This window comes from Fischerella major NIES-592, from assembly GCF_001904645.1.
GTDB classification, from domain to species: Bacteria; Cyanobacteriota; Cyanobacteriia; order Cyanobacteriales; family Nostocaceae; genus Fischerella; species Fischerella thermalis.
This window is the reverse complement of sequence record NZ_MRCA01000015.1, coordinates 28192-53297: the sequence shown is the minus strand read 5'-3', so window position 1 is coordinate 53297 and position 25106 is coordinate 28192. Positions and strand designations below refer to the sequence as shown.

Genomic DNA, 25106 nt, shown 5'->3' with positions numbered 1-25106 from the left:
CAAACCAAGACACACTACGTCAATTCTAATTGTTGTCTTAACCTGGATGCAGAACGAAAAAGGGTTAACAACACGAAACACATCGTTAAAATGTTAAAATATTAAGAAATATTAAACAATCCTACCAGTACACTCATGCAATGCGTTGTGAATCGCCGCGCTCAGTTTTCGGCCAGTCATCGCTATTGGTTGCCAGAACTGAGTAAAGCTGAGAATTTAAAAAAATTTGGTGCTTGCTCTCGCTTTCCGGGACATGGACACAACTATATCTTATTTGTCTCCCTGATTGGGGAACTAGATAAATATGGCATGGTGTTAAACTTGTCTGATGTCAAACACGTAATTAAGCAAGAAGTAACTAGCCAACTAGACTTTTCCTATCTCAACGATGTGTGGGCAGAATTTCAACAAACTCTACCTACCACAGAAAATATTGCAAGGGTGATTTGGCAACGGCTAGCACCCCATTTACCTCTAGTCCGTGTGCAGCTATTTGAAAATCCTGAACTTTGGGCAGACTATATGGGAAACGGAATGGAAGCTTATCTCAGTGTTAGTACTCACTTTAGCGCCGCTCATAGGCTAGCGCATCCAGATCTGAGTGATCAAGATAACTTCGAGATTTATGGTAAATGTGCCCGTCCTAATGGTCACGGACACAACTACCATTTAGAAGTGACAGTAAAAGGGGAAATAGATCCACGCACTGGCATGATTGTGGATTTAGGTGCATTGAATCAAGTCATAGAAAATTATGTGGTTGAGCCATTTGATCACACTTTCTTGAACAAAGATATCTCCTATTTTTCAGAAGTTGTGCCTACTGCTGAAAACATAGCACTTTACATTAGTAATTTATTGCGATCGCCTATTCAGAAATTGGGAGCAAAACTTTATAAAGTCAAACTAATTGAAAGTCCGAATAATTCTTGTGAAATTTACTGCACAGACACAGAATCCAACTCTGTTAATGTTGCAGCCAATCAGCCAGTTTTGGCACGTATTTAGCTTAATTTATGTTCATATTCAAGCCTTTAGTCTTTAAACAGCCCTTGCAAGGTGAGTAAAATCTAATTGTCTACTCCCGATTTCAAGCAAATCTTACTTTGTGTCTTTGTGTCTTGGTGGTGAAAAGAATTATTTTTGAAACACAAAGACACTAAGACACTAAGAAAACTTGTTTTTTGGATTGTATCACCAAAGGGCTAGTTCCTAAATACGCAAGCGCTAAAGCGCTTACTACGAACCTGATTTCGTAAGTAGCGATAAATTTTCCAGGCTATTAGTCCAAAAGTGAAATTGAGTAAGAGGCGACTAAATATAAACCAGAGAATCGTAGGCTCAAAAAGCTGTGCTGGAGTCGCAGAACTCAAATTTCTGAGCAACAGAAATAACCCAAAAATTGCATTACCACCCAATATAAGTGCAAACATCACCAAGCCCCTCTGCCAAAAACGGTGCTGTGGTGTATAACCACTAATTAAAGTAATGGGTGGAATTCTTTGTACTTTTCGCAGCAACTGTTCTAGTCGCCAAAACATCCACAACAAAAAGGGAAATAAACCATAGCTGAGGAAGGACAATGGTTGTGGATAACGCCAAGCGCTTGATAAAACATTAACTAGAGCATGACAAATCACAGAATTGAACCAAGCTTTAGCAACCCTGGGGTGATATCGAGGTAAAGATAATGCTAAGGCATAACCCCAAGGTGCAGAGAACATAGCGTGGACTGGTGTGCTGAGCGATCGCTCTAAAATTGATGCTGTATTATGGACAAAGTAAATCCAGTTTTCTTCGGCGGTGAATCCCAAAGCAAGGGCTATGGTAAAGAGAAAGACTGTGGTGGGGCGTAAGCGATATTGACGACGCTGAAAATACCAACTCAAAGCAACTACTACTATTAATTTACAACCTTCTTCTATTGGCCCTACCTCTAGTAACTGGCGCAAAGCAACACCCACAAGAGTAGTGCGAGTTTGTCGCCAGAATGGAAACGAGTTGACTTGTGTTTCTACAAGCCACTCTAAACTAAGGGCAACAAAACCAGATATTGCCCCAGCTACAAAAAATAACAGCAGTCGCAGCAGGGATGGGCTATTGGCAAAGCGCCAATAATAGTAAACCAGAAGCAACAGGGGAGGTACGACTGCCCACGGTACTAGAGATAAATCAACCACTCACCTGAGCAATAATAGTGCGATGACGAGGACTGTTGCGAGTGATGGTAGGAGTTTGGAAACCTGCTTCTACTATTGCTTGTTCAATATCCAAAGTGAAGTATTCATCTAAATACGGCTCAGTGCTTTTGAGCAGCGTCAGAATATAGGGAGGCATTTTTTTATAAGCTTCCGCTTGAGGATTCATATCCATGATTGCCAAATATCCACCGGGACGTAGTAAACGTCTTGCTTCAGCAAAAATCTGCCGAGTTGCTGACTGGGGTAATTCGTGACACACCAAGAAAATTGAGACTAAATCAAAAGAAGCGTCTGGTAAGTTGGTTGATTCAGCCGCTGCGTGAATCCAGTTGATGTGGCGTTGCTGCTGTTGGGAACGGTAGTTAGCAACAGCTAAAAAGTAGGGAGATAAGTCTACGCCAGTGATTTGGGCTTGGGGGTACAGTTCTTGTAGGGCAAAAGTACTCATACCCACACTACACCCTAAGTCGAGGATATCTTGCGGTGGGGTGGTAATTTGTTGTTTGAGGAGATCATGGTAACTCTGACGCAGCTGAGCATCACCTTTAGCTCCTGCACCAGCCCAGATAGTAGCGTGGACGGCGTAAGCAGCAACTTCTACTTCTAGGGCTGCATCCCAGCTGAGATTACCTTTGTCGTAGGCGTGAAATGAGGTGAGGTAGTAGTCTGGGTATTTGAGTTGGGGATTTTGTACTTTTGCTAGTTCGCTTTCCCAGTTGTGCGATCGCAGTGCCTGTACTTGTTTTCTCCAAGGCACTCCAATTTTCTCTGCCCGTTTTATCATCATTTGCCGGGCTTGATGTTTGGCAAGGTTGTACACTGGCTTGATTGCCAGTACTCCGTTTACCAAGCGCGTAGCAAGTCCTGGAGTGTTATTTACAGCCGTATTCATCAGTAATGTTGCTTAAGTTATCTGCTTTTTGTTGTAATCAGGAAGGAGCCTGTTTATTTGAAATGATAAACCCCAAGGTGAGTCAAACTCTTAATTGCAAAGAATTTTCTTATTCATGAAGTACAACAAGAAATATAAATCAGCCTTTATTTATAGCGATTTTAAATCGGATGCAATACATACCTCACCCCCAGCCCCTCTCCTTGCTAAGGAGAGGGGTGCCCGATAGGGCGGGGTGAGGTTCTGTAGTTGACGCAACTGAGAAGCACTACAGGCGTTGCACAATGTAGGGATGAAGTAATGTAGACGCGCAAGCGGCTTCCCGCAGGGTACCGCAAAGACGCAAAGTACGCGAAGAAATAAACTAGAAAGAAAATCATCCTGTAAATATGTGAAGCCTTTATTTAAATATTGGAAATATCTGATACGATAACCACCCCAACCCTATCTGTAAGATTTTCTCCCTGAATGTATTCCATCACCATGCACCATAGTTGCCCTTCCTGAAATACATCGTTAGCGATCGCACTGAGCTTGTTTACACTAAAAAATATTTGTGCAAGAGGTTTAATTCGTTAGCCGACATTTAAACTTCATCGCCGAGTATTTTAATTTCATTAGAGAGTCTTACAACCTCGTCGTTAAGTATTTAAAACTCGTCAACGAGTGTTTCCAATTGCGTCTTTGAGTATTTGAGCTTGATGAACGAGTCTGAGAATCTCACCTTTGAGTATTTGAGCTTCGTAAGCGAGGATGAGAAATTCATTAACGAGTCATTAATTCTCGTGAGTGAGTTTCCAAACTTCGTCGTTGAGTGTTAAAGCTTCATCAGTCAGTATCAAAACTTGCTCAACGAGTATTTAATTAGGACTTACGCATAATTTACGAACCCTTGGTGTTCTTGGCGTCTTGGCGGTTAGATAAATTAAGCTTTTTGGCTATTTTTGCGTAGTCCTGTTAATTTCAAAAACACCTAATCTGGAACTAGGGATAAACAATAAAAGTACAACCCATCTCAATTATTCACTCATATCATGTCCGACTAATTGCTTACGATATAAAGCTTGGGCATTGGGCATTGAGCGTGGGAAAATCGTCAGTATCTTAATTACCAATTACCAACAAGGACGGATAATATCAGTGTTCAAACGGAAATGATATCAAAGGCTTCACTGTCACCAGCTTCTCGCCTTCATCCACTGTCACCCTTGCTAAGCCAAACTGCTCAATTACCCAAGCATTCGTTGTCAAGTGGGTACTAACTTCTGCCACATGATACTCACTTTTTTCCGACGCCAAAGCAGCTGGTAACAATAATTGATCTGCAAGATGTTCATCCACAACTGCACCAGTTTGATGAAACTTCAGTAGTTCCTCACAAGCCATCTGAGCAACTTTTTCTGCTGGTAAACCCAAACGCCCCAAAGCACTAAACCCAGCCAAACTATTTTCATACTCCGCAGTCAAAAATAAACCTGTTCCAGGTGCAACGCCTTTTTCTCTTACAGGCTTGATTGCATGTTTAAATCCTGCTTCTGTTAATAAATTTTCGGCACGGCTAGCCATACGCTGAGGAATGTGAGAAGGTAATTCTGTGGCGATCGCTAACCCCCGTACCTGCTGCAAATCACCACGTTCTCCCAAATGTACCCCAGCAAGTTTTCTACCACCACTCACCAGTAACTCCACCACACCTCCGCCTTGGGGATACCAACCCCAAGAGTTTAACTTTACCTCTACTTCCACACCCATCTGTTTGAGTGTGGGCAGATACACTTGCTCAATGTACGTCATCGGTGGACTAAAGGGGACGTGCGTACCTCCTTTTAGTGTGACTTGCGAATCACCAGTTGCTAACGCCAGGGGTAACAAAATAGTCTGTAAAACCAAAGTGATAGCACCTGCGGAACCACCTTGGCGCGCTTGAGTGACGTCAAAGGTGTAATTTCCTGCTTTCACCGCCCCACCAGGAATAAATTCCAGCATCATCGAACCCAAAGTATCACCCCGTACTTCCGCATCACAAATTGTCGCAGTCGCACGAACTCCTGTTAAATGTTGCGCGGCTAACCCCGGATTTTTGCGTCCAGCGCGGATATTGTAAATGCTAATTGGATTACCTGTAATAGCGGCTAAACTTAGGGAGGTGCGAAGAACTTGTCCCCCACCTTCGCCGTAAGAACCATCTATGTGAATCATGATCAGGTGGTTAGTGGTTAGTTGTTAGTGGTTAGTTGTTCACTACTCCTCACACTTTCCCAATTTCTCTACTCTTACCAGGATTCATCAACCCATAGGGATCTACCATTTTCTTAAACTTCAACTGTTCTGGATCGATAACTTTTCTGCCACCATCTTCAATAATGTAGGTGTGGGGATTGGCAATAAATATCCCTTGTTCTTCGTGATGGCGGATGATTTCGTTCAGGCGTTCTTCGGTGGTGTAGCGTACAAGTTGTAAGGCGGCGGGAATTGCTGCACCGTTGACACGAATGAATTCCAAATGCATCATGACTTCATCCCCATAGTAACGATACATATACTCCACAAGTTCCAGGTTTTTGTCGGTGGGGAAGATACTTTGCAAATAGGTGATGGAACTATCAACGCTGCGGGCGTGGAGAGTGGTGTGATTCCAGGTGAATTCTAATAAATTCACACCTTTTCCGGGTTCTTGTACTTTTTGATAAGTAATCTTGCCACCATGTTGCTGCACTAATCCAGGCAATAACTCTAAGCTCGGTTCCGCAATTAATAATAAAGCGGCGTGAGTACCATCAGGAATGTATTGCCGCAACGGCGTAAAGTATTGGGGGATAGGGGATGCAAACACAGCAATTTCTTTTTTAATCATGCCATCAGCATCAGCGAGGGCTTGCCCAAATCTGGCTGCTGCCATAAATTCTGCAAAGGTAATAATTACTTCTGCCCAAGGATAAGCCGGACCAAGGGGGATTTCAACTTCAGTGATAATACCGTTAATACCCCAGGCATGATTGACTTTTTGTACATCGTCACCCCGTAGTTCAATAAAGCGCGGTTCATCTTCTAAGGTAACGACTTTCAGTGCTAAAAGATTACCGCGATCGCCTAAAAGTCCATATTGGATGGAACCAATTCCCCCACTACCACCAGCCACAAAACCGGCAATCGTGGCTGTGCGGTAGGTAGAGGGTACCATCCGCATTTCCCAACCAATTTCCCGTGCTTTTTTATCCAGTGCTGCTAATTTTACCCCTGCTTCAACCCGCGCTACTCCTGGTTTGATCCAGCAAATCTCCTGCATCCGCGTCATATCAAGGATGACGCCACCGTGTAGCGGTACGCATTGCCCATAATTTCCTGTTCCTGCACCCCGTACAGTTATAGGAACTCGGTATTTTACACAAGTAGCTGCTATTTTTAATACTTCTTGTTCGTTAGCTGGTCGTAAGACTATATCTCCAACTTTTCCCGCTAGTTTGGAAGCAAGAACCGGACTAAAACTATGATAATCCTGGGATAATTTTGCTACTTGAGAGGAATCTGTAATCACTTCGATTCCTGGTAGGGAATTAATTAGGGCTTCTATATCGTAGGGTTTTATATATGTTGTCATGGTTGCAATAAGGATACCAATGGCATAAAGTCAAAAGAATTATTTATAAATTTTATATATAGCAATCCTATCTGCAAAAGCGAAAATTGGGAAAGCTAGATCCCCGACTTGTTTGAGAAGTCGGGGATCTTGTTGTTTACGAATGATTTAGGAATGTTATGTATATTTATGTGTTTGCTAAAATAAATATATATTATCTAAAACACTACAGCACAAGAAAATAAGATATTACCATCTAAATTAATTAGCTTTTTATCAAGGTAGTAAAATTTTTTTACAGTAATTTCAAAGGGAACAAGGCACACCCCATGGATAAACTGGCTTTAAACATTTTTTCATGGCTACTGATTGTTATTGACACAAGTGAAGTTCCCACAGGTATCAATAACAAATAATCCATACTAAATATTATTTGCACCAATTAAGACTTTATATCAAGTCCAGTTAATTGCTTAGGAGATCGTGTTTTGTTGTTGGCAATTGGTTGGCAAGATTGTTTCAAATCTATTACCCTTCGGGTTCGCTACTTTGCCATCTCGGCATAAGCCAAGACGGCAAGTAGTCTCACCAATTACCAATTACCGACACCTAACACAAGTGTTTAAGCGGACATGATATTAAATATTATTTCTTGGTCTTGGGTTGCATTTCATACAAAATATTATTTTACTTTTGTGTTTTAGCTTAACCGAAATGTACATTCAAGAATTAATTTTTGATTTACCAGAGAGTAGGGTTGAATTTCTAAGGCACGATTAAAAGCTGCGATCGCTTTGGCGTACTCTCCTAAAGCTGCATAGCTTAAACCCATACCATGCAGTGCGCCAAAATGAACTGGGTTAATCTGAATAGCCATTAGACAATCAGCCAAAGATTTTTCATACTGACTAGTAGTGTAGTAAAGAAAAGCACGACGATTCCAAGCTTCAGCAAAGTCTGGTTGTTCATTAATTAACTCTGTCAAGACTGCTTCTGCTTTGGCAATTTGCCCCGAATCTAGTAACTTTTGACTGCGTTCAATCATTTCTAGTCCATAAATTCCCTTTTGCTGATACCAGATGCGCCAAAGTTTTTTTGTTGCCTGTTCGCGAACTGTTTCATCAGAATTTTTCAAGTCTTCAAGTAAGGAATTGACAAATAAAGAATCCATGAATTTGACGTGAGAGATAGTATCCTTGGATCAAATTTCGCACAAAATGTTCTCAAAATTAACTTCTTAATCGACTTTTAAAATTCACCTTATAAATTGCAAGTTAAAGCAATAAATGTTTTGTTTGTTGTAGCCTGTAATACGATCTAGTCTTTAATTCCGTATCAATGGATAACTATTTTACAGAACATGTGGTCATCAACTATTGACGTTTGCCTGTTAACTGGTGACTAATAAGAAATATCCCAAGACAAAATAAATGACTATGCCAAAACAAAACAGCGTTTCCAGGCATATAGTTCTAACTTCTCATCCTAGTCGCTTTGGTCCCAAACCAATTCCTATCAAGTGGGGAGCAAGCGATCCGATGGAACGGGGTCCGGTGATTGCCACTTTGACAAAGCAAGCACACCGTAATGTGATTGGCACTCATTCTGGCAGTTATGCGGTTTATCGTGCCTTAGCAGTGGCAAGTGGTGCATTACAGTCAGATCACAGGGCAGATCTCACCAATACTTCCCCTGTTGAGCATATCGGGCCGCATCTGAGTTGGTTTGACCCTGACAAAATTGTTTCCCTCGATCCTTTTGGGGCAATTGTGGGTGAAGTGTTTGCGCCTTACTACGAGCAAGGGTATGACATTCGCCCTACTATTGCCATCACCAAGGCTCACATCAACATGCCCGAATTATCAGAAGCTGTGGCAAAAGGGCGTTTGGCAATCGATGGCAAGATCATGAAACTAGGCGGCGATTTGGTTGTCACCAAAGCTGCGATTGAACCTGTTTGGTATTTACCAGGAATAGCCAAACGCTTTCAAATCAGTGAGGGTGAATTACGACGTGCTTTATTTGAACAAACTGGAGGCATGTTTCCGGAACTAGTCACACGGACTGATTTAGAGGTATTTTTACCACCAATTGGCGGTGTGACAGTTTATATTGTTGGGAATGTAGCAGCAATTACCGACCCCAATAAACCTTTAGCAGTACGGGTACATGATGAATGCAACGGTTCTGATGTCTTCGGCTCAGATATTTGCACCTGTCGCCCCTATCTGGTACATGGCATAGAAGTTTGTGTGCAAACCGCCCAGGAAGGTGGTGTTGGGATCATAGTTTACTGCCGCAAAGAAGGACGTGCTTTGGGAGAAGTAACAAAATTCTTGGTTTACAACGCCCGCAAACGGCAAGAAGGTGGCGATCGTGCTGATGCCTACTTTGCTCGTACCGAATGTGTCGCGGGTGTCCAGGACATGCGCTTTCAAGAATTAATGCCAGATGTTTTGCATTGGTTGGGAGTTACCCGCATTGATCGCATGGTGTCAATGAGCAACATGAAATACAACGCCATCACCGCAGCTGGAATCGAAATTGTGGAACGCATACCCCTTCCTGAAGAGTTGGTTCCCCAAGATGCCCGTGTCGAAATTGAAGCGAAAAAAGCTGCTGGTTATTACACTACAGGCAAGGTGTTGGAAGTCGATGATTTAGCGGAGGTTAAGGGTCGTTCTTTGACGGATTAATCAATGGTAATTGGTCATGATTAATGGGTAATGGGAAAACTATTACCAATTACCTATTACCCAATACCAAAATTTGGGGTGTATCGGCTGGAGGAAGTTAGGAACATGGAAATAACCGCCAAGGCGCAAAGAACGCCAAGGAGCGAAACTGAGGTGGTTGCTTATCTGCGATCGCCGATTGCGATTCGGGAGCGTTGTGAACAAATATTTACGATGGCTGTTGCAGGCAAGTCCCATCATTTTGCTTGCGATTTGGATCAATTGGGACAAGTGGCAGATTATGTGATTGCAGTCATGCGGCAGCAGTATCCCGATTTACAGATCCCGTTTCATAGCCGTTGGCGACATTTTGAAGCTGGAGGCGTACCACGTTTGGCTCTTTTGGATCAGAAGTTAGCCGAGATGACGCCAATCCAGAAAGCTGCTGCTAAGTTTGATTTAGCAATCATTAGTGTATTATTGGATGCTGGTGCTGGCGATCGCTGGCATTTTTATGAAAAAGAAACTCAAATGGGCTTTCAGCGTTCTGAAGGCTTGGCGGTAGCTAGTTACCATATGTTTTGTCAAGGGCTTTTTGCCAGCGATCCCCATCACCCTTTACAAGCAGATGCCCAAAAATTACAGCAGTTAACAGAAAAAGAATTGGCCGATGGATTTGGTGCAACCACAGAAAATCCGTTAGTGGGAATTGCAGGGCGATCGCAATTATTGCAAAAATTAGGTCACCTCCTGCTAGCTTCGCCCCAAATATTTGGAGAACAAAATCCCCGTCCTGGAAATCTGGTAAATTATCTTTTGAAGAAAGAAAAAAATAATCAGCTAGCAGCTGCAACTGTGTTAAGTGCTGTTTTAGAAGGACTAAGTGACATTTGGCCCGGACGCTTAGAAATTGCTGGATCAAACCTGGGAGATGTCTGGTTTCATCCAGTCGTCAGTGATGATGGTTTGGTTCCATTTCACAAACTATCTCAGTGGCTGAGTTATTCTCTGCTTGAACCTCTCCAAGAATTGGGTATAGAAATAATAAACTTAGATGCCCTGACTGGATTACCAGAATATCGCAATGGTGGCTTATGTCTAGACTTGGGATTGCTCAAGGCCAAACATCCAGATATTTTTTCTCGGACTCAGTCAGTAGCATCCGAAGTTATCGTTGAATGGCGCGCCTTGACTGTGATTCTTCTAGATCAAATCGCTGCTACAGTGCGAAAAAAGTTAGGCATGAGTAATGAAGAATTACCATTAGTGAAAATTTTGCAGGGAGGAACCTGGACAGCTGGGCGAAAAATAGCTGCCCAACTCCGGACAGGTGGTATCCCTCCCATACAGATAGAAAGTGATGGCACAGTATTTTAGCTAGTTGGTAGTTGGTGGTTAGTGGTTGGTGTTTTTATTTATTTACTTCTTACTCCTCACACTCCTCACACTCCCCCCACTGCCCCTAATCGCCAGAGGGAACCGGTGAGTTCCCCATTGCCCCCGATCCCCAATCCCCAATCCCCAATCCCCGATCACTAACATGGGAAATCAAGTAATACTAATTAAGCATCCATTAATTCAGCACAAACTGACGCTCATGCGTAAGGCTGAAACTAGTACGGCAAAGTTTCGCTTTCTCCTCAAAGAAATTAGTATGTTGTTGGCATATGAGGTAACGCGAGACTTACAGCTCAAATGTGAACTAATTCAAACACCCTTAGCACCGATGAATGCCCCTGTTCTGGCTTCAGACAAAAAGCTAGTAATTATTTCTATTCAACGGGCTGGACAGGGAATTTTGGACGGAATGCTAGAGCTGATACCATCAGCACGAGTGGGACATATTGGTTTATACCGCGATCCCAAAACTTTGATTCCTGTCGAGTATTATTTTAAAGTTCCCCACGACATCAACAAGCGAGATGTGGTGATAGTCGATCCCATGCTGGCAACTGGTAATTCTGCTGTCGCCGCCGTAGAAAGACTCAAATCAACTAATCCGCAATCAATCAAGTTTGTTTGCTTACTTGCTGCACCAGAAGGAATCGAACATTTCACTCAGATACACCCTGATGTACCTATATACACTGCGGCTATAGATGAAAAGTTGGATGAGCATGGCTACATCATTCCCGGATTAGGAGATGCTGGGGATAGATTATTTGGAACTAAGTGAGCTAGTAACTAGCAATTTTTGCCGTTTACTATTTTTACTAAGGCAGAAGGAAAAAAATCAGCACTAATCCTTCCTGCCTTATAATACCTACTTCGACAAGTTAATACGCATTTATCAACATCATTATGTATTCACTCTCTTTCCAAATACACGGGAGATTGCTGATTTAATATATTTATTTTTATACAAAAATACTGCATATATGCTTATTTTATGGTTCTTGTGATGAATATTTGGATACCATCGCAATCTATATATCACAAATGCTACGGTATTAAATGTTGTGCAATGTAAAACCACAGGGTGTTCACATTTACCAAAATTATTAATACTTCTTATGTATTTAAATATGAAAATCTTCCGAATGTTTTCCTGATTACAATTTCAGGAAAATTATTGACACTATAAAATCTCTCGCAAAACTTATACCATTTTGGATTTTGCGAAAAGTTTGTAGACCCTTTGCGGCTTTCCGTTAGGGTGCGCCAACTTCCAGCGTTAGCGTAAGCTCTGAAAGCGATCGCGAGGCTCAAAGCTTTTCAAGACAGATTTTGGATTGTGAAATATTTATTGAATAGCGTTTACGATTTCCATCTGTCATAATCATTTTTCAAACTGGTATCACTTTTGCAAGAGATTAATAAAAGTAAATATTTCAAGGGCAAGTTATCTGTCCTTTTGCTCCAGACTTGTGAAATAAATCTGAAGCAAAATAAATATTATCTACGCAAAATCTAGACAAAGATTTTGATATTTATTTTGGTGTTTGGGCTTTTCTAATATAGGAAATTAATATGTCTGCACCTACTATTGGACAATTAGAGAGAGAAATTTCCAATCGTATTCGTTCTCTGTATAATGTTGAACTTGGTTTACGTCCTACAAAAATTAATTGCCATTTTTTTCACGGAGAATTAGCAATTACCCTCGAAAATTCTGTAACTAAAGTTGAGCAAATTTTAATGAAATCTGGTTCTGATATTCTGGCTGAGCAAGTAAGAATCGATATAGACAGAATCATGGTTCCGCAGATTCAAGATTTGATTGAGGAAGTGATTGATAAACCTGTATTAGACTTAATTAGCCATACAAATTTAACAACTGGACGTACGGGAATAATTGTTTTTATCGAAAATTTACCTGAGGTTCGCAATCCTCAAGCTATTCCTAAAGCTCGTAAAAAAAAATGTCGCTGGTTGGAATAGCAGTGCATTTTAAAAATTACGAGCTTGCCAGCTTATTCATTGCCATTAGCCATTAGTCACATATTTAGTTAACTTAAATCTTGCACCTTACTCACCCTTACTCCGTGTCCGTATTGGAATAAATTCCAAGGCTAATAGCTAAAGTCAGCTAAAACTGACTCAAAGAACAATTTATTAAGCTTCAGCTTACTTCGGTTAAAAGCCCTTGAAATTTATTTCTTGGCGAGCTAACAAGCAGGTGCAAGATACTAGTTAAAAGAGTGTAATAGGCTAAGATGGCGACGAAGACAAAATTGTATTTGATGGAAATTAAAGGGTTTGGCAATGCAATCAACAGCTCCCGTCTGGAGAAGGGGATTGAAATCTTCTGCACTGCTTCCAGATGTTAGCCCAATAATTGGTATTTGATTGGTTTCTGGATTACGCTTGAGATAATAGATCACTTGGATACTGCTCAAGTCAGGCAGAACCATATCTAAAAATATTAAATCTGGTTTATGAGTTTGTGCCATGATTAAAGCTCTTACCCCTTGTTTGGCACACATGCATGAAAATTCTAGTTTCTTAAGATAACTATTGAGAATTTCTAATTCATGTAGATTTGGTTCTACAACCAAAATTAATGGCTTCCCATGCATAAACATTAAAAATCCTCACACATCTAGTCAGTATTTGGGAAAAATCTTCGGTAATGAGTGATTTTTCTCAACAGATGTACGAGGTTTCCTCCAGGCGGCTTATGCTACTATGTGCGGTCTGAAACGGATGAACTCGTGCGTGACTGACTAGGTTGGGTATCTGCGCTGCTATTCAGGATAGAACACCACAAGCTAGTGGCAACACCAAGCTGATATGTTGCTAGTAAATGTACGTATAGTCAAGAGCTTGTTGACAAATCTTTATCTTGGAAATCGGGAATTAGGGAAAAGGGAGTAATAAATAACTAATGTAGAGACGTGCCATGGCACGTCTGGTACAACCACTGACAATTGACTATTAGTTACGGTGCATATGCTTTTCTAACAGCATCTTGGCTCTTGGTTTGTAAATTAGATGAAACAACGACTCAGCGTAACGTAGTAACTCCTCGCGTTGTTCCTTGGAGATGTAGTTCCAGAAGCTGTAGATTTTTGCTAAAGATAGTAGGCGATTGGTATGGATTTTCCAAGTATAGTTGCTGTAGACACGCTCTTGGCTGCGCTGGGAAATTTCGTTCCAGTAGTTGGGGTTTTGGTCACACTTAGAAATGAATTTTAAAATGATCTCTGCCATTTCTGTGTGGTCGGTGGGGTTAATGTAGAATCCATTGATCTGATCTTGGATGATTTCCAAAGGGCCACCAAAGCGAGTCGCAAAGGTAGGTAGCCCACTAATCATTGCTTCTAGAATTGTTAAACCAAAAGCTTCAAATAAGGCTGGTTGGACAAAAATTCCTTGACGATCGCCTATCACCCGATAAACTTCACCAGAGTCATCCTTAGATAAACGCACGCCTAACCACCTAATTTTGCCGTGCAAATTGTACTGGTCGATGATTTGGTAAAGTTTCTCAATTTCGCTAATTTCTTCGTGATCAGTAGAATCTTCACTCTTGAGTTTACCTGCGATGAGGATGAGATTGCAGCGTTCTTGTAGTTCTTTGCTTTTACCAAAGCATTCTGCTAAACCAGTGAGATTTTTAATCCTGTCTAATCGCGCCATAGAAAATAGGGGGCGCTTGCTGGGATCTGCTAATTTACCAAAAACTTGGGTTGCATCTTCGAGGGTAAACAAGAGGTTTTCCAAACGTGAGCGATCGCTTAAATTTCGCTCCTCTATCCTAGAGTAAGGAAAATAGACATCTTCATTCACACCAGGGGGAACAATATTAAACTTGGGACTAAATAACTCAATGCCGCTCAGCACATGGTATAAATCCGGCATAGTAAAAGATTGATAAGACTCGTACTGACCAACACTATCTTGTGTGCCAACAATTTCTTGGTAAGTGCTGCTAACAATGAAATTTGCCCCATTCATAGCAATTAAATCTGCTGTGAATTGCAAAGAAAAGTGGTACTTATCCTCTAGGTCTTGCCAATAAAGATTACTGAAGAGATACTTAGATTTTTCTAGGGCGTGGGCAATAATACATTGGGTAACATTCATCCGTCGTGCTAGCAAAAATGCTACCAAATTGCCGTCAGAATAGTTGCCAACAATCAAATCAGGTTTACCTTGCAACTGTTCAAGTAACTCTTGTTCAGCATCAATGGCAAAGGTTTCTAAGTAAGGCCAAATTTCAAATCGAGAAATCCAATTTTGCGTCAGTTGGGGATTATATTCTCGAAAAGGTACGCGCAAAATCCAAGCATTATCAGTATCATAAATTTTCTCTAGCCTCTGATTACAGGTAGTATCCTCACTATTGGGGATCAAGCGTGTCAGGACAATTACTTTTGGTTCAATGTTAAGTACATCCAATCCTGATAGTTTGATGTTGTCTTGGATTTGTTTTTCTAGCCCTTTTACTTGGTCGAGAATATAAACTACCTGTCCACCTGTATCTGGTCTTCCTAGTACCCCTTCCTGTCCAAACCAACCGTGAGGAGAAACCAAAAGAATACGGAAAATCATCGGTATGCGAGAAATAAAATCTTCTAGTACTTGATGATCTGGTGAATCTATCAACTGATCCAACATTTCCAGAGTTTCCTGTACTCGATGGGCGGTGTTTCCCCAACCAGGTTCAAAACCAAGATTTTGTAATTCAGTGCAGAAATTTTTGTAAGCTGTATCAGCAGGATACTTTCCTAGTAAAATTAATGCCCGCTTCACACAGTTAGATAACTGCTGTTGTGTTTGGATACGTTCATTAATCAGCAGTTGAGCATCATTGTAGCGGTGCAGACGCAGAAAATTAAACAAAGCATCTTGCCACTGACGATCGTCATCAAACAGCTTGCTAGATAGGTAGCGATTGAGAAAAGCTACACCTTTGCCAATATTTTTAGGATCGCGGATTACAGGCGAATAGTCATAAAAGGGTTGAAAATCTATTTTCAGGACTTCACCCTCTTGGGGGTGATAGCGGTTAACTAAGCGATCGCGCAAATTTAATAGCTCTTGAATGCTAATCGGCTCTACCGTGAAATCTTCTAACAACCGATAAGCCTGTTGAGTGGCAATTTGAGGACGGACAACTAAACAAAGACTCTCGGTATCCAAAATTATTTCTTGAGTAAAATAAACCAATTTACTCAAATTAGAACTGTGGTAAAGATGGTCATAATTTTCCTGTTTTTGGCAGTAATCATGAAATGAATTTAAAATTTCATTGCGTAGCAAATACTTTTTTTCTAACTGACGCAACAAATTTACAAACTGCTCTAAATTATTTTTCTCATCACCTTTGAGAATCTCTTGGATTAAATCAAACATTTACGAACCTCCTCTTCACCTGGTCTGGAACTTAATGAGTTAATTTCGATTTTGGTAACAAAACTTGAGGTTAATAATGGAATACATTCCATCAGATTTAACCCCAATCTTGACTAACAGTAAAATTGTTTTTTCTAGCCTATGGGTAGCGTCTATTGTGTGGTGTGGTGCGCAGCTAAGCTGCCACATCAAAATAAACATTATTTACAGCAAAAACTAACCTTTTATGGGTAAAAAGGCTAAGCTTTTCCTTTGACTTTTGGCAGTAATGCTATATATCCCAAGTTAAATCCCTGCCTGAAAGTCATATCAACAGTAAGTTATTTTTTACTTCCTGTTTAGAAAATTGTCATCGAATCACCCAGGTTTTAACTGTAAATAAATAAGTAAGAAAAGAATGTTAAATGCACTCAAAAAAATAGAAAAAATTGTTTGTAGTAAAAAATTACTTTTTAGACGATTTTAAGGTTTTTTTAGCCTTCTACTACAAACTTTATTTGAATTTTACCAGCTAACTTAAGCTGATAATGAATTTTCAAACAACTAATGTTTTTAACCGAAATTTGTGACAATATTTTATTTGTCAACAAAATTTAACAATAACATTCGTATAGTCAACGGTTAATGGTTAGTAGTTAGTGGTTGATTGTTGATTGTTGATTGTTGATTGTTGATTGTTGTAGAGACGTGCCATGGCACGTCTCTACAATGGTTAGTAGTTGTTTACTACCCCTCACACTCCTCACACCCCACCCTTACGGGAAGCCCTCCGGGTACTCTTCGAGAAGCCGGGCTTCGCCCGTCTACGGGGGTTCGCAATCGTGACGGGAAGCGGAGCCAGTGCGGTGGACGGGTCTCCCGGCATAAAGCACCTGGCGTCCAAGACTGCGACCCCCTCACCGCTACCGCGTCTACACACTCCTCACACCCCTCACACCCTCCCTCATGATCAAAAAGGATTGGCAATAATGGAAAAGTGCAAACCGTTTTCCTGCCATGAATCCTTATCCTCAAAACCAATTGAGATTAAAGGAAGGCCCCAATCAAGGCGAGCGGTAAGATTGTCTTGGAGTTGTAAGCGTAGACCTAATCCTACAGATACTAAAGTATTGCTATCGAGTTCAACTTGAAAGTCCGATCTGCCGGAATCATTCCAACCATTGGCAAAATCCACAAAAGGAGCTATCTGCAAAAAGTTGTTGCGCCCTGAGAAGCGAATGATCGGTACTCGCACTTCCGCAGATAGAAAAATGCCGTTATCTGTCAATAAAGCATCCTGACGATAGCCCCGGACGCTATCTAAACCCCCAATACCAATTTGTTCAAAAGGAATGAGTGGTCTATCTGCTAGTTGTAGATCACCGCGTAGCAGCAACAAAGTGTCGCGAGCTAATAAGCGCACCCACTGAGCTTGTCCTCTCCAAGCGACAAAACGAGTATCAGGGAAGGTTTCGTTGATAGTGGCATCAAAAAGATCAAGTCCGACACTGAATTGAGAACGCATCGCAAATACCTGCTGGCTATCACGAGAAACCCACTCTTGAAAAAAGCGCACAGCAGTTACCCGTGTTCTTCCCTCTGCGTCTGTACCTGTCCCAGGAAAAGGAACTTCCCCATCCAAAAAGGTGGCTTTGCTGCGGCGGTGACTTGTTGTGATACCTAAAGCAAATTCTTGAGTCGGTTTTTGTAGTAGAGGCTGACGCAGCGTTAGTTCGTAGTAACTGGAGTTGGACTGAATATCAAGGACATCAAAGGGTCTTTCTATAACAGTGTTGTTAGAGAAACCGTAGCTCAGCGACAAAGTACGATTGCGGGGGTTGAGGGGCAGAGTATAATTTATATCAAAGGCATTACTACCATCGGTATTGGCGTATACGGCGCTAATGCTATCGCCCCATCCAGACAGATTAGCTTCGCTTATTTGTATTTGTCGACGAAAACTGCCGACAGCAGGCGATCGCCCATTATCCAAAATCAACTGTACGTTAAAACTATCGGCTTCCTTGACTTGTACTTCTAGTAAGCTTTGTTCAGGGCGAGTTCCTGCTGACAGTTCTGCTGATAAGTTTGCAATTAAGGGATTGAGTTGCAATAATTGCAATGCTTCTAATAAGCGATCGCGGTTTAGGGGTGGCTTTGTGGCAATGGCAAGGCGACTTTGCAAATATTTAGGGTTAAGTCTGTAGGTACCTGTTACTTTTATCTCTTCTAGTCCCCCCTCAACTACCCTAATTTCCACTACACCATTCTGCAATTTTTGTGGCGGGATATAAGCTCCAGATGTAATGTATCCTTGATCTACATAAAATTGAGTAATTTTTGAACGAAGCTGAAATAGTTCTGCAAAGGTAATTGGACGATTAGCGTAAGGTTCAGTAATTTTATCAAAGTCTTCAGGACTAAAAACAGTACTGCCTGTGACTTGAAATTTTTTCACAACGATAGTTTGAGGAACTTCACCGCTTGGGGTTGCTTCTGGAGTCGGAGTTGTCGTACCTGGAGGTTGCAGTAATTCTTCTGGAGGCGGTAGAGGTTGTGGTGGTGACGGTTCCGGTAATGGCTGAGTTGAGGGCGGCTTGTTATTCAAAGGAGGAATGTTTGACAGGGCTGGTGCTTGAACAATCCTTATTGCCTTGGATAAAAGGCTAAAGCTTGGGGTTTCAAAATCCAACTCCGCATCGGTAGATTTTGTTTTTTTAACCTCATCTTGAAAGGTGACAGATGTATTGAGGCTTGGAACTGCTTGCAGGTTGGATGTTTGCGTTTTTTTTATTTCTTCTGCTTTCAATGGTTCGATTGTCGTTGTAATCATTATTACAACCAGGCTCAACCAATGCCAGTATTCGCAGATATTCGTTTTGAAGTAAAGTTTACCGGACATGGTAAGAGCCAGATGACAACCTTGAGCAGAGTAATTAAACGTAGATACTTGGATAACTAGAAAACATTAATTTTTGACTAGCTGTTTTCCCTAGATATCGACGGTTAATCCTTGCCTTATAAAAATAAGAAAACATTTTGAGTGCCAAAACACAACTATTTATTTCAGTTTTGTATTTATGGTATTGTTTGCTTGATATTGATTTTATTGGGGTTGATTATTATTCTTTTCTGATTAACTTGGGTATTTGTATAAATAAATACTTTAATTTTAATAAAACTTTGGTGAAAACAATGATCGCCTGATTTTGATTCAACAAAACAGACAGGCGATCGCTAGAAAGAACTAATTTTCGGTAGCTATATACTAGTAGTTAGCTACCAAGATAGTGACAAACCAAAGCTTTTTAGTCTATTAAACCTGCTTCTCTGGCGCGAATTTGAGTTATTATTCTGATATTTTTACCTTGATTTTTTAATTCATGACAATCAATGCCTAAAGCTTCTTGAAGTTTATCCCAGTAGTGACGCACCATGCGTTCTGATACACGGATATTTTCAGCAATAGCTTTATCTTGTAACCCTTCTTGAAAAGCTAGATTTAATAGTCTTAAGCACTCTGGTTTGATGTCTAATTCCGAGTAGATAGACTGAATATCTTTAATATGAGTTAATCCTTGCAATGCCCAACTAACTCTCATGAGCATTTCTTGACTGGAGAGACTTTTATCAGCAATTGTAAAGCCTCCTTGGTGTGTATCGATTGCAGATTTGATCCGCACTAGTTTTTTTACGTGTTCACTTTGAACTACGATATTAAGCTTAGGATAGTTATCGAGTAATTCCCTGAGTAATTGTATACCCGTACAAACTCGTGCTGTTACTCCCTGTTTTTCTGGCAGAAAAATATCCATGATAACTAAATCAGGTTCTAGCAACGAAATTTGATTTAAAACATTTTCGGTAGTGTTAGCAGTAACTATTTTTGCATCTGGATATTGGGAGTATAGTAACCTAAGTACTCCACTCAAGCATATTTCATGACCATCAATTAAAAATATTTTCAGTGTAGCGTGTGTTAAATTTTTATTCATGCTGTATTACTCACATTTCAGTACTTTTCGGAATTGAATTCTTTTCTGCTACATCACCGCAGAAATTATGAAATCAGTAATTACTGGAGTATAAACAAGCAAAAAGTTTGATAGCTCTCATTAAGTCGAAAAACCAAAACAGCAAAAATTAAGCTCAGTTTTTGAGCAACAGGATGAACCTAGACTTTCAAAACACGTCTAGTTGCTGTCTGCGTACTAATACTTCTCTATTCCATGAGTATTTTACGGATTTTGTTACAAAGTGTAACATTTATATCTATTAAAGAATATTCAATATATTAAACCGAAAAATATGAAAGCGATTGCACCTCCTAGTCAAAAATTTAATATCTGTTACTAGGTAAAAATATTAAATCTACTGTTTCACCTACTACTAAACCCAAGCCAGCTAATAAAGTTAATAACAATAATGCATCTCGTTTGCTAAACCCAGCAAAACGTAGCTCTATTTCTGCTAGAACAGTAGTTGCTAGTGGCGTAATTATAAAAGTAAAAAATATCGGTAAAAATGCTACTAAAATCACCGACGAACCTAAAGCAAGGACAACAATTAAAACTTGAGAACCATAATTCAATAAGCGGTTCAACCAAGATATACTCCGCCCCACTAAAGTTAATACCAAAGCAACCACTAATACTCCTACGAGCCAAACAATATGATGAACAGATAAGTACCATCCTAAAAAAGCATAAGCCAGCCAATGTAAAACTAAAGGTGTCCAAGGAAACTGATTAAAAGTTTCAATATTCATAACCTAATTGTTCATATAAATTTACCTTTCTCATATAGGTGGGTAAAGTGTCGTTAGAAGATGAACAACAAATTAAATGTTATACATAATATTTATACTAATGCATATTCCATCAGAGAGATGCTGATTAAATATTTAAGCAATTTAGAAAAATTATTGTCTAAGTAACTTTTAAAATCGAGTATCAAAATAACCTAGTTTTTGTTGCTGAGATATCATTGTAACAAGTTTCGCAGTATATCTCTTTCTGTAAAGAATATCTAAGTAATTCAGTTGACTGATATTATTAATAGACACAATTATAAATTGACCAAAAATTGTGGCGGCTTGAATCGAATAGCTCGTTCGATAGCTGCCTGCGATCGCTGCTGAAATATATGTCGTCATTTATTCAAAAAAAAACGAATTCGCCCACAAGTACTGACACCTCTCCTATTCAAGAAACACATCATTACCAAATAGTCATTGTTGGTGGTGGTGCTGCCGGCATTACTGTAGCATCTCAGTTGTGTGCCAAAAATAGTAAACTCGACATTGCTATCCTGGAGCCTAAAGCTCAACACTATTATCAACCTGCTTGGACTTTGGTTGGAGGAGGTGAATACAGCATAAACGATACAGTCAAGCCACAAGCAAGTTGTATTCCCAAAGGTGTAACTTGGATTCAAGACTACGCTACCGAACTAAACCCTGACGAAAATGCCGTAATTACCCGTTCTGGTAAACAAATTTACTATGATTACTTGGTATTGTGTCCTGGTATTCAAATTGACTGGCATTTAATAGAAGGTTTGCAAGAAGCACTGGGTAAGGGAGGAGTGTGCAGTAATTATGCATTTGAATATGCTCCCTATACTTGGGAAGTGATCCGGAGTTTTCAGGGAGGAAATGCTTTGTTTACCTTCCCAGGGACACCAATTAAATGTGGTGGCGCTCCTCAAAAAATTATGTATATGGCTGATGATGCTTTTCAACGACAAGGCGTTAGCAAGAAAACAAACGTCATGTTTTGCTCTGCAGTGGGTGCAATTTTTCCTGTTCCTGCCTATGCAGAACGATTACTTAAGGTAGTTGATCGCCGCCATATTCAAGTTAAATTTAAACACAATCTCAAGGCAATTCGGGCAGCAGCCAAAGAAGCGGTATTTGATGTCACGACAGATGAAGGTACACAGCAAGTAACCATTCCCTATGACATGATCCATGTTACCCCGCCAATGAGCGCTCCAGATTTTATCAAAACTAGCAAACTGGCTGCAAGTACAGGTTGGGTAGATGTAGATAAACAGACATTGCAGCACAATCAATATCCTAATGTCTTTAGTTTAGGAGATGCGTCTTCCCTACCGACTTCTAAAACTGCTGCTGCTATTCGTCGCCAGGCTCCTGTTTTGGTTGAAAATCTTTTGGCATTGATCAACTCTACCTCAATGACAGGAAGCTACAACGGCTATACTTGCTGTCCATTAATTACTGGATATGGCAAAGTAATCATGGCAGAGTTTGACTACAATAACCAACCGATATCTACTTTCCCAATAGATCCCAGAGAGGAACGTTATAGTATGTGGTTGGTGAAGCGTCATGTTTTACCTTGGGTTTACTGGAATCGCATGTTAAAAGGTAAGCAGTTTGAAGGCGATGTGTTGAAGTTGAAGGGGTGGAAACAACCGACTAATGATCTGTCTCATTAGTTCTGATAGGTTGCAAGATCCCCGACTTTTTGAAAAAGTCGGGGAACTGACGATCATAAGTGTTTTTTAAACACAACTTAGTATAAGTCAAAATAAATTTCAATCTTCTTTAGCTATCAGGTGAAATGTCAAAATATTAAGTCAAAAACTGTTTAAAAACTAGCATAAAAACATTATTTATTATCTAATAAATTAATCTTGATATTGATGATAACTTTTCTATATAATCTTGTTAAGTTAATGAATAATCAGGTTGCATTTTCTTTAGAGAATTCTGTTTTGTACAGATATTTAATTGCACATCTGTACAGCAATTAGGAGATTTTTATTCAATTTTTATCTCCACATTCTCCTAGCAACCGCTACAGGGCAAGTTAAATGCATATCTTTACTTAAGAGGTAGCAAGATGCGTCGATTGTGGTTGATAAATTTAAGCATTGTAGTTACTTTTGTGGCTTTAGAAGTAATAGGTAAGAGTACTTTCAATCAGACAGCATTAGGTGTCAACAAAAATAACAAACCACTTTTAATTACACAAAATTATAGTCGTACGCGAATTATGCCTCTTGGCGACTCTATTACTGGAGGAGAGGGGGTTCAAAACAGCTATCGTCGCTTACTTTGGTTTTACTTACTCAATGCAGGTTATAGTATCGATTTTGTTGGCTCACTCCAAGTTAATTGTGGCAGACGTCCTTCTTTGCCTGATTTTGATTTAGACAATGAAGGTCATTGTGGTTGGCGGGCTGATCAGATACTTGCTAGGATTGACGAATGGGCAAGCAAAACTCGACCAGATGTAGTGCTAATTCATCTAGGCACAAATGATCTTGGCAGCGGAGAAACCCCAGAGAGTACAATCGAGGATATACGCGGAATCATTCAAAAGCTTCGATACTATAATCCATATGTAAAGATACTGTTGGCTGAAATTATTCCCTCCTGTGGTAGTCTGGAGCGCAAAGCATTATTTAATGCACAGATCCCAACTCTTGCCAACCAAACCAACACATATCAATCACCTGTTATGGTTGTGGATCAATATAGTGGTTTCAATCTCTCTGATACTTTCGATGGGTGTCATCCTAATGATACTGGTGAATGGAAAATAGCTAACCGTTGGTTAGAGGCTCTCAAAAAGGTGCTTTAGTTCACAAAAAGTCGGCGGGAAGTTACCGGAGTGTGGCTGGGATGGAAGTTATATAGCCCGCCAACTTGAATAATTGGTAATTGGTGATTGAGCTTTTTAATTATGTTTGACTCAAATATATAAATACCGTTTGAAATAAACCGACAATAAAACCTAAAATTCCACCTAAGGTAACAATTGCCTGTAATTCATTTTTGACAATTCCCTCAATAGCAGCTTCTAAATCAGCAGGTGATGTTGACTTAACACGGTCAATAATTACCTGATCAATTGATAAAATTGGAATTGCTTGAGCAACTATAGCTTCCAAATCTCTTTCCAAATATCGCTCTAAGATTAATGCTAATTCCAGACTTACAACTTCTAAAGAACTATTAACAACAGCAGAATTGCTCAGGCGATTAACTAATAATACAGCAATATTTTCCCAATTAACCGAGTCACTAAATCCTTGTAAAAATTCACTACCACGTGTTTGCAGGTATTGACGCACGCTATCGCGGGTAGTTTTTCTTAGTTGTCTGACTGTACCTACAGGTAAGTTTTGTAACATTATCTCTTGCAATAATTTTTTAATGCGATCGCGTACTTGTAATTCTTGAATCAACTCCTGCAAACGTTGATTGGTTGCTTCTTTTTCATCTAAACAGTAAGTCCGCAAGCGGGTTAAGCTATTACGTAAACCAAATAAATTTGCTACTACCCAATAAGTACCACTGGTTTTTTCTCGAAAGCTTTCATCTATAGTTTGAATTGTGCGATCGGTCAAAAAATTAATAATCGCTTGTCGGATGACATCCGGTGGTAAGACAACTTCTAATAACCAATCAGCCAGGCGAGAGGCTTGTTCTTCACTTAGTTGAAATTCTAGTAACACTTGATCAAAAATTTGATTAATCTGTGCTTCTAAAAAATCTTCCCGTCGTGCCAAAACCTTTAACAGACGAGGTAGCGATTCACCTAACAAATCCCGCAAAATATTTGCCACAATTTTGGCAGTTTTTTGCTCACGATCTGCTTTTACCTGATCAATTGCCATTTGCAGCAACCAGAAAATTGCTGATTGCACACGTTCTGTTTGTAGGAGTCGCCGCGCCAGATTCTGTAATTCTTCTGGTGTCAACAGCGACCTCATGATCGTATCAGAGATATTTTTGGCAAGACGTTCCTGGTTCCGGGGAATAAGTCCAGGAGTAAAGGGAATTCTCCGTCCACCTATGTAAATTGCTCGGTAAGGACGAAATAACATTTTGATGGCTATATCGTTGGTGAAATAGCCAATTACCCCACCCAAGATGGGGGGAGACACATACAGCCAAAGATGAGACCAATCCACAGGATTTCGTATTTGGTAATTGGTATTTGGTA

General features: G+C 40.2%; 18 protein-coding genes. 7 read left to right on the top strand and 11 right to left on the bottom strand.

Annotation, left to right across the window (positions count from 1 at the left end; translation table 11 throughout):
• The first annotated feature begins 135 nt into the window (after positions 1–135).
• A complete protein-coding gene (locus NIES592_RS20305) occupies positions 136–1008 on the top strand; it encodes a 6-carboxytetrahydropterin synthase (protein WP_062249926.1) in 873 nt (290 codons plus the stop codon).
• A 197-nt stretch (positions 1009–1205) separates the two neighbouring features.
• Here the strand turns inward: NIES592_RS20305 and NIES592_RS20300 are convergent, their stop codons facing one another.
• The 5 genes from NIES592_RS20300 to NIES592_RS20275 form a co-directional block, all read right to left on the bottom strand.
• Positions 1206–2180, bottom strand: coding sequence for a PrsW family intramembrane metalloprotease (locus tag NIES592_RS20300; protein ID WP_073556726.1), 975 nt, complete (start codon positions 2178–2180; stop codon positions 1206–1208).
• Entirely contained in the window at positions 2173–3093 is a 921-nt protein-coding gene (locus tag NIES592_RS20295) for a class I SAM-dependent methyltransferase (protein ID WP_073556725.1), read from the bottom strand. Before NIES592_RS20295 ends, NIES592_RS20300 begins: the two co-directional genes overlap by 8 nt.
• Before the next feature lie 1137 nt (positions 3094–4230).
• Positions 4231–5292, bottom strand: a complete 1062-nt coding sequence (gene rtcA, locus NIES592_RS20285; RefSeq protein WP_178379595.1) for an RNA 3'-terminal phosphate cyclase — start codon at positions 5290–5292, stop codon at positions 4231–4233.
• A gap of 49 nt (positions 5293–5341) precedes the next feature.
• On the bottom strand, positions 5342–6691 hold the full coding sequence (locus NIES592_RS20280) for an FAD-binding oxidoreductase (RefSeq protein ID WP_073556723.1): 1350 nt from the start codon (positions 6689–6691) through the stop codon (positions 5342–5344).
• A 679-nt stretch (positions 6692–7370) separates the two neighbouring features.
• Positions 7371–7841 (bottom strand): tetratricopeptide repeat protein, encoded by a 471-nt coding sequence (locus tag NIES592_RS20275; RefSeq protein WP_062249912.1) that lies wholly within the window; start codon positions 7839–7841, stop codon positions 7371–7373.
• Positions 7842–8106: 265 nt separating this feature from the next.
• Between NIES592_RS20275 and NIES592_RS20270 the strand changes: the two genes are divergently transcribed.
• From NIES592_RS20270 to NIES592_RS20255, 4 genes are all read left to right on the top strand, one after another.
• Entirely contained in the window at positions 8107–9366 is a 1260-nt protein-coding gene (locus NIES592_RS20270; RefSeq protein WP_073556753.1) for a GTP cyclohydrolase II, read from the top strand.
• A gap of 105 nt (positions 9367–9471) precedes the next feature.
• Positions 9472–10722, top strand: coding sequence for a URC4/urg3 family protein (locus NIES592_RS20265; RefSeq protein ID WP_256678186.1), 1251 nt, complete (start codon positions 9472–9474; stop codon positions 10720–10722).
• A gap of 163 nt (positions 10723–10885) precedes the next feature.
• Positions 10886–11521 (top strand): uracil phosphoribosyltransferase, encoded by a 636-nt coding sequence (upp, locus tag NIES592_RS20260; protein ID WP_009459980.1) that lies wholly within the window; start codon positions 10886–10888, stop codon positions 11519–11521.
• 794 nt (positions 11522–12315) lie between these two features.
• On the top strand, positions 12316–12726 hold the full coding sequence (locus NIES592_RS20255) for a DUF2294 domain-containing protein (protein ID WP_062249905.1): 411 nt from the start codon (positions 12316–12318) through the stop codon (positions 12724–12726).
• Between the two features lie 248 nt (positions 12727–12974).
• Here the strand turns inward: NIES592_RS20255 and NIES592_RS20250 are convergent, their stop codons facing one another.
• The 5 genes from NIES592_RS20250 to NIES592_RS20230 all read right to left on the bottom strand — a co-directional run bounded on the left by NIES592_RS20250 (position 12975) and on the right by NIES592_RS20230 (position 20893).
• Entirely contained in the window at positions 12975–13364 is a 390-nt protein-coding gene (locus NIES592_RS20250) for a response regulator (protein ID WP_256678185.1), read from the bottom strand.
• Positions 13365–13722: 358 nt separating this feature from the next.
• Positions 13723–16146, bottom strand: coding sequence for a sucrose synthase (locus tag NIES592_RS20245; RefSeq protein WP_073556720.1), 2424 nt, complete (start codon positions 16144–16146; stop codon positions 13723–13725).
• 949 nt (positions 16147–17095) lie between these two features.
• The gene (locus NIES592_RS20240) at positions 17096–19027 is read right to left on the bottom strand and encodes a ShlB/FhaC/HecB family hemolysin secretion/activation protein (protein ID WP_073556719.1); all 1932 of its coding nucleotides are present in this window, start codon (positions 19025–19027) and stop codon (positions 17096–17098) included.
• A gap of 406 nt (positions 19028–19433) precedes the next feature.
• Positions 19434–20120, bottom strand: coding sequence for a response regulator (locus tag NIES592_RS20235; RefSeq protein ID WP_009459989.1), 687 nt, complete (start codon positions 20118–20120; stop codon positions 19434–19436).
• Between the two features lie 344 nt (positions 20121–20464).
• Positions 20465–20893 (bottom strand): hypothetical protein, encoded by a 429-nt coding sequence (locus tag NIES592_RS20230; RefSeq protein WP_009459991.1) that lies wholly within the window; start codon positions 20891–20893, stop codon positions 20465–20467.
• Between the two features lie 377 nt (positions 20894–21270).
• On the opposite strand from NIES592_RS20230, the gene NIES592_RS20225 reads away from it, so the two are divergent.
• Positions 21271–22587 carry an NAD(P)/FAD-dependent oxidoreductase gene (locus NIES592_RS20225; RefSeq protein ID WP_073556718.1) on the top strand — a complete coding sequence of 439 codons (1317 nt, stop codon included), beginning with the start codon at positions 21271–21273 and terminating at the stop codon, positions 22585–22587.
• Between the two features lie 452 nt (positions 22588–23039).
• Positions 23040–23738, top strand: a complete 699-nt coding sequence (locus tag NIES592_RS20220) for an SGNH/GDSL hydrolase family protein (RefSeq protein WP_256678184.1) — start codon at positions 23040–23042, stop codon at positions 23736–23738.
• Between the two features lie 100 nt (positions 23739–23838).
• Here the strand turns inward: NIES592_RS20220 and NIES592_RS20215 are convergent, their stop codons facing one another.
• On the bottom strand, positions 23839–25074 hold the full coding sequence (locus NIES592_RS20215) for a DUF445 domain-containing protein (RefSeq protein ID WP_009459994.1): 1236 nt from the start codon (positions 25072–25074) through the stop codon (positions 23839–23841).
• Positions 25075–25106: the final 32 nt, after the last annotated feature.

Excerpts from the sequence above, each read along its gene's own strand:
- NIES592_RS20225 (WP_073556718.1), top strand. The coding sequence starts at position 21,271 with ATGTCGTCATTTATTCAAAAAAAAACGAATTCGCCCACAAGTACTGAC.
- NIES592_RS20295 (WP_073556725.1), bottom strand. The coding sequence starts at position 3,093 with ATGAATACGGCTGTAAATAACACTCCAGGACTTGCTACGCGCTTGGTA.
- NIES592_RS20305 (WP_062249926.1), top strand. The coding sequence starts at position 136 with ATGCAATGCGTTGTGAATCGCCGCGCTCAGTTTTCGGCCAGTCATCGC.
- NIES592_RS20265 (WP_256678186.1), top strand. The coding sequence starts at position 9,472 with ATGGAAATAACCGCCAAGGCGCAAAGAACGCCAAGGAGCGAAACTGAG.
- rtcA (WP_178379595.1), bottom strand. The coding sequence starts at position 5,292 with ATGATTCACATAGATGGTTCTTACGGCGAAGGTGGGGGACAAGTTCTT.
- upp (WP_009459980.1), top strand. The coding sequence starts at position 10,886 with ATGGGAAATCAAGTAATACTAATTAAGCATCCATTAATTCAGCACAAA.
- NIES592_RS20245 (WP_073556720.1), bottom strand. The coding sequence starts at position 16,146 with ATGTTTGATTTAATCCAAGAGATTCTCAAAGGTGATGAGAAAAATAAT.
- NIES592_RS20230 (WP_009459991.1), bottom strand. The coding sequence starts at position 20,893 with ATGAATATTGAAACTTTTAATCAGTTTCCTTGGACACCTTTAGTTTTA.
- NIES592_RS20270 (WP_073556753.1), top strand. The coding sequence starts at position 8,107 with ATGCCAAAACAAAACAGCGTTTCCAGGCATATAGTTCTAACTTCTCAT.
- NIES592_RS20240 (WP_073556719.1), bottom strand. The coding sequence starts at position 19,027 with ATGTCCGGTAAACTTTACTTCAAAACGAATATCTGCGAATACTGGCAT.
- NIES592_RS20275 (WP_062249912.1), bottom strand. The coding sequence starts at position 7,841 with ATGGATTCTTTATTTGTCAATTCCTTACTTGAAGACTTGAAAAATTCT.
- NIES592_RS20280 (WP_073556723.1), bottom strand. The coding sequence starts at position 6,691 with ATGACAACATATATAAAACCCTACGATATAGAAGCCCTAATTAATTCC.
- NIES592_RS20235 (WP_009459989.1), bottom strand. The coding sequence starts at position 20,120 with ATGAATAAAAATTTAACACACGCTACACTGAAAATATTTTTAATTGAT.
- NIES592_RS20250 (WP_256678185.1), bottom strand. The coding sequence starts at position 13,364 with ATGCATGGGAAGCCATTAATTTTGGTTGTAGAACCAAATCTACATGAA.
- NIES592_RS20255 (WP_062249905.1), top strand. The coding sequence starts at position 12,316 with ATGTCTGCACCTACTATTGGACAATTAGAGAGAGAAATTTCCAATCGT.